Here is a 5,343-nt window from a genome sequence, read left to right as displayed (position 1 = left end):
TTTCATATTAATAATTCATAGGGTGATAAGGTAATCGGGCAAAAAACCAAGTCAGAATTAATAAGTCTGCACTACCTCCTGGGCTGAGATTTTTTTGGATGCATTGTTGGTCAAACTGTTGGATCTTGTGTAAATCATGCTTGTCGTGAAAATCATGTTGTAACAGCTGAGCCGCTTGCTGTTTTATCCAATTTAGCCCCGCCATGCCCCCGCGATTTGCCACGTTGGTATCATCATTAATTTTCACTAACAAAATTAAGGTACTGAGTAGGGCGATATCGGTATTTTTTCCGGAAGCTAACTGCTGTAGATAATATGGCAGTGCGTGCTCCGTCACTAATTGATAGCCATTTTCAGCTTCGCCTCTTGCGCCAGTTAAACCGTAAGCTTGGTATAAACGTTGCCCTGCGGTTAGATTATCGGCAGGTTGTTTTAACTCGGCGGTGATCCCTTGGCACATGGCAGAAACGGTTTGGCTAATTGTTGATGGGGTCACTTTTTCCCCTAATCCCATCAGCCTACCCATGGCGGTGAGTATTAAACCCAGTGAAAAAATAGAACCTTTATGGGTATTGACGCCTTGAGTTGCCCTGAACATCGCTTTTTCACATTCAATACCAATTCCACGAATTTGGCCTAATACACGCTCAATAGGTAAGGTTTTATATTGGTCACCCGCCCGTAAAAATTGTGGGAAAAATTGAGCAATTGCATTGGCACTTAAATGAAAATCGGTGAGCGCCATATCTTTATGAGCACCCGTATTGTGTCTATCTACTAAACCCGGTTTCGGGGTTAAATTCACTTCAGCCAGCATCGCTTGCCAAGCAAGGTGACTATAATGGTTAACCACATCATCCGTTAACCCAGTTTGCTGATCAATTCGTTGCTGGAACATAGGCTAACTCCTCGATACGGCATAAAATTTGGTCAAGTGAGTGGCTACGCAAGCGGGCACACACCTTGGCTTCCTTATCACAGACCAAACAACGTCTTGTTGGTAGGTCAAATTGGCTGCGAGAATATAGCTTTCCTTGATAATCAAAGACATCAAAGTCCCAAAGTCTGCCAATTGGTGATAATTCTTCTGCATCGATTAAGGCTTTTTTGACGTCTAATGCATCGGCGTTTACTGCAACTAAACACTCAGGACCCGTAACTAATGGAAAAGATTGTTGTGATAAAAGTACCCACTGCCTGCATGAAGCAACTTGCTTAAGCGCATTCAACCCTTGATTAAAAATCTGTCTAACCAAATGGTTATCTTTAACCGGACCAGGAAAGACGACAGTAAATGAAATCAAGGTTACCTGATGGAGACCAATCCATTCTTGCTGGCGAGCCTGACGGGCATCACGACTCGCCAATAAGTCAGGTAAGGAAATCTCAAGTTGCTCTTGGGTATCAGGCAGTGGGTAAAACATGACCTACTCCTTCACTTGATGGACAACATCAATGACTGAACCATCACGGTAACGGACGACCGCAACCACTTTATCGGTAAACTCTATTGGATTAGGTTTACCTGTTAGTAGTTGAGCTCGTTCACGTAGCCACTGAATTGACACAGTTTTAATGCCTTGGCTCTCTAATTGTTGTTTCAGTTCAGGGCGAGCAGGGTTAACGGCGATACCGTGGTCGGTCACCAAAATATCGATGCTAGAACCGGGAGTGACACAGGTAAGGACTTCATCAACCAATGTTGGGATACGTCCTCGTACTAAGGGGGCGACAATGATAGATAATTTGGCTGCCACCGCCGTATCACTATGACCACCAGATGCACCACGGATGACGCCATCAGAACCTGTTAATACGTTGACATTAAAGCGAGTATCAATTTCTAACGCACTTAATACCACCACATCCAACATATCAACGGAAGCACCTTTGGAATCAAAGCAGGCATATTGATTAGCACTGATTTCAATGTGATTTGGGTTGCGTACTAAAGATTCGGCAGCAGCACGGTCAAAGCTTTGCACATCGAGCAATTTACGAATCAACCCTTTTTCATGGAGGTCCACAATCGTTGAGGTGATCCCGCCCAGTGCAAATCCCGCATGGATATTGTGGCGACGCATTTTATCTTCAAGGAAGCGAGTTACTGCTAGAGAAGCACCGCCAGTACCGGTTTGTAGTGAAAATCCTTCTTTGAAGAAACCTGATTTTTCAATCACATCGGCCGCAGTACGCGCGATGAGTAATTCGCGGGGATTGGAGGTCATGCGAGTGGCATCTGCGCCAATTTTGTCTGCGTCACCGACGCGTTTAACTTTGACTATGTAATCAACTTCATCTTGCTTAATGCTTGATGGATTATGAGGATAAGTGAGTAATTCTTCGGTTAACATCACGACTTTACGCGCATTTTCTGCGTCGACTTTCGCATAACCGAGGGAACCACAGCTGGCATTGCCTGTGTAGCCATTGGCATTACCGTATTCATCACATGAAGGCACTCCGAGGAATGCGACATCAATATTCAATTCGCCACTATGTACTAAATTTACGCGCCCACCGTGAGAATGGATTTGTACTGGCTCATCGAGTTCTCCACGAGAAATCGCTTCAGCTAAAGCACCGCGAACACCGGAAGTGTATATTTTGCTGACGACCCCATGGCGAATATGTTCGACTAACGGTGAGTGGCAAGCACTTAACGAGCTAGAGGCGAGGGTAAGATTACGAAAACCCATTTCGGCAATCACTTGCATGACCAGATTGAGGGTTAAATCGCCCCCACGAAATGCGTGGTGAAATGAGATAGTCATCCCGTCTTTTAAGCCTGAGCGGCGAATAGCAACATGTAAATCTTCGCACAGTTTACGGTTTCTTGGTTTTTGCACCTGTTGCTGAACTTTACCGATGTCTTTAAATTCACGCGGTAATTGGCTGTCACTTGGTGCTAAGTAGGCTGATACGCGAGCCTGACGCAATGTATTATTTGTCATTTTCTTCTGCCTCACTCTTCCCGAATACCTGATAATGCCGCGCGTGACAACACGACGAGGGCTCTTTCAATTACAGGGCTATCCACCATTTTACCGTTGAGGGAAACAACTCCTTTACCTTCCCGTTCAGCGGCTTCAGCGGCATCTACAACGCGCTGGGCATGATCGACTTCTTTCTGAGTTGGCGCATACAGATTATGGAGTAACTCAATTTGTCTTGGGTTAATTAACGATTTGCCATCAAATCCAAGCTGCTTAATTAATGTGGCTTCGTTGAGGAAGCCTTCTTCATTATTTGCATCAGAATAGACGGTATCAAACGCTTGAATACCGGCTGAGCGTGCAGCTTGTAAAATGGCGCACCGAGCATAGAGGAGTTCAATGCCGTCTGGAGACCGCTCGGTACGCAAATTGCGGACATAGTCCTCGGCACCTAATGCGATGCCTATTAATCTTGGGGAGGCGTGGGCGATGTTCACCACTTGGGTTATTCCCATCGGGGACTCAATAGCAGCCAGTAATCCGGTGCTGCCTTCTTCGCGCCCGCAGCTTTTTTCAATACGTAAAATTTCACTTTCGATATCAATGATATCTTGTGCAGTATCGGTTTTTGGTAAGCGTACGATATCCGCGCCACCGCGAACCACGGCTTCGAGATCGGCGACACCGTAAGCAGAATCAAGGGCATTAACCCGCACAATGGTTTCGATATCTTGATACAGCGGATGCTGTAATGCGTGATACACCAAACGACGTGCTGTGTCTTTTTCTCTGATTGTCACTGAGTCTTCTAGGTCAAACATCAGCGCATCGGCTTTATAAATAAAAGAGTTGCTGAGCATTGCGGCATTTGAACCGGGTACAAACAGCATGCTTCTACGTGTGCGTTTTTTTCTTTCCGGTGTCATTATTTATCCTCCCATGGCAGGGCTTCTAAGTCACAAGCACGGGCTAATAATGCTTCGAGGCGGGCGCGTAATACACACTCTAATGCCCCTTTATCATCCACCACGATCTCAGCGCCTTGGATTTCATATTTTTCAATCATTTCCAGTACGATAGCGCGGATAGCATCACCCAATTGCTTTTCTACGCTACTGGTTATTTGCAATGAAACCTCGCTGGTATCCTCTAAAGGTTCGATTCGTATCATGACATCGCTCGATTCGAGTGTGCCCGCAACCGCTGCATGTAATATCTTCATAATTCACCTATAGCTAATTCAGAACTTGTAGTGCGGACGGAGGCTGATTGTGCTTGTGCTGCCAACATTTCTTGCAAATATTGATAGGTAGCAGGAGGCACAATCGGCTTGATCGCCGCAAGATCTTTTTTAGCGAGCAGTTTTCGGACTTGCGACGCGGAAACTGCCGTGCCGTCGATCACTGTTCGCGGAAATTCAACTAACTCAATGGGTGGGAATGGCATCTCATCAGTTTCCAACCAGTAGCGCATGTCTTGGTTATATTGATTAGTGACTTGGCAAAATGGCTCAGAACCAACAAATCGATGGGTAATTCCCAGTGCAGGTGCGATATATTGACGAAAAATCTTAATATCGATTTCGGTATAACAGTTATTGGCGACCGTAATGTCTTTAATGAAGTAACAAGGAAAGGTCGCCCGTGAAATAATGTATTCAGAACCTTTGTGGATGGTTAAGTTGTCGATACCTTTAGTGCTTCCTCAATCAGTTTGAGTCTGACTTTATAGGGAAAACGCGAAGTATCTTCTTTTACTACAAACAGATGCAGCCAATCACATTGTTTTGCTGCTTGCTCAATTAAATAACGATGACCCAGCGTAAAAGGGTTGGCATTCATGACAATCGAGCCAATTTTTTTACCCGGTTGGCGTAAGTTTTTTAAGCTTTTAATATAGCGAGTTAAGTAGCAGCAACTATTTTCCATTAATACCATGACATTCGGCACGGATGCGATGGTATGAAAACCACACTGATGAAATAAATCTTCATTCTGAAATTTGGTATAGATAAATAAATGAGTTGTATTATTTTCGTAAGCCAAATTGACTAATTCAGTAGCGAGTTTTAATGCTAAACCCTCACCACGAACCTCATCACTGATGGCGACACATTTAATGACATTTTTAGCAAGTCCACCGCAAGCAATTAATTTTTCATTGCGTGTTATTGTAATGAAAACATCAACGCTGGCATCAATGTCTAAATCATTCTCTTTCAAAAACTGAGTGATTTCATTGAGTTTTCTGTTCTCATGACGTTTTACTTGGTTAAACGTTATGTGTTCGAACATAATGGTATCCTGCATCTCATTTAGAGATGTATTTAAAATGTTGCTAATGTTAAAGTTAATTAAATAAATATTTTTCACATCTTTTATATTAGCCAAGCACTCAATTCTTATTT

Annotated in this window: 5 protein-coding genes and 1 pseudogene; all 6 read right to left on the bottom strand. The window is 43.9% G+C overall.

What is annotated here, in order from left to right; all coding sequences use genetic code 11:
* Positions 1-7: 7 nt before the first annotated feature.
* The 6 genes and pseudogenes from citG to citC all read right to left on the bottom strand — a co-directional run bounded on the left by citG (position 8) and on the right by citC (position 5,230).
* On the bottom strand, positions 8-898 hold the full coding sequence (gene citG / locus PROVRUST_RS03705) for a triphosphoribosyl-dephospho-CoA synthase CitG (RefSeq protein WP_006813360.1): 891 nt from the start codon (positions 896-898) through the stop codon (positions 8-10).
* The gene (citX, locus tag PROVRUST_RS03700; RefSeq protein WP_006813359.1) at positions 879-1,424 is read right to left on the bottom strand and encodes a citrate lyase holo-[acyl-carrier protein] synthase; all 546 of its coding nucleotides are present in this window, start codon (positions 1,422-1,424) and stop codon (positions 879-881) included. Before citX ends, citG begins: the two co-directional genes overlap by 20 nt.
* Before the next feature lie 3 nt (positions 1,425-1,427).
* Positions 1,428-2,954 carry a citrate lyase subunit alpha gene (gene citF / locus PROVRUST_RS03695; RefSeq protein ID WP_039854210.1) on the bottom strand — a complete coding sequence of 509 codons (1,527 nt, stop codon included), beginning with the start codon at positions 2,952-2,954 and terminating at the stop codon, positions 1,428-1,430.
* An 11-nt stretch (positions 2,955-2,965) separates the two neighbouring features.
* Positions 2,966-3,862 carry a citrate (pro-3S)-lyase subunit beta gene (gene citE, locus PROVRUST_RS03690; protein ID WP_006813357.1) on the bottom strand — a complete coding sequence of 299 codons (897 nt, stop codon included), beginning with the start codon at positions 3,860-3,862 and terminating at the stop codon, positions 2,966-2,968.
* Positions 3,862-4,158: a citrate lyase acyl carrier protein gene (gene citD, locus PROVRUST_RS03685; RefSeq protein WP_006813356.1), complete on the bottom strand. Its 297-nt coding sequence runs from the start codon at positions 4,156-4,158 to the stop codon at positions 3,862-3,864. Before citD ends, citE begins: the two co-directional genes overlap by 1 nt.
* Positions 4,155-5,230: pseudogene (citC, locus tag PROVRUST_RS03680) on the bottom strand ([citrate (pro-3S)-lyase] ligase). The gene citD and the pseudogene citC overlap by 4 nt, the downstream one beginning before the upstream one ends.
* Positions 5,231-5,343 lie beyond the last annotated feature (113 nt).

The sequence above is a fragment of the Providencia rustigianii DSM 4541 genome (assembly GCF_000156395.1).
GTDB lineage: Bacteria > Pseudomonadota > Gammaproteobacteria > Enterobacterales > Enterobacteriaceae > Providencia > Providencia rustigianii.
This window is presented reverse-complemented; position numbering and strand designations above follow the sequence as displayed.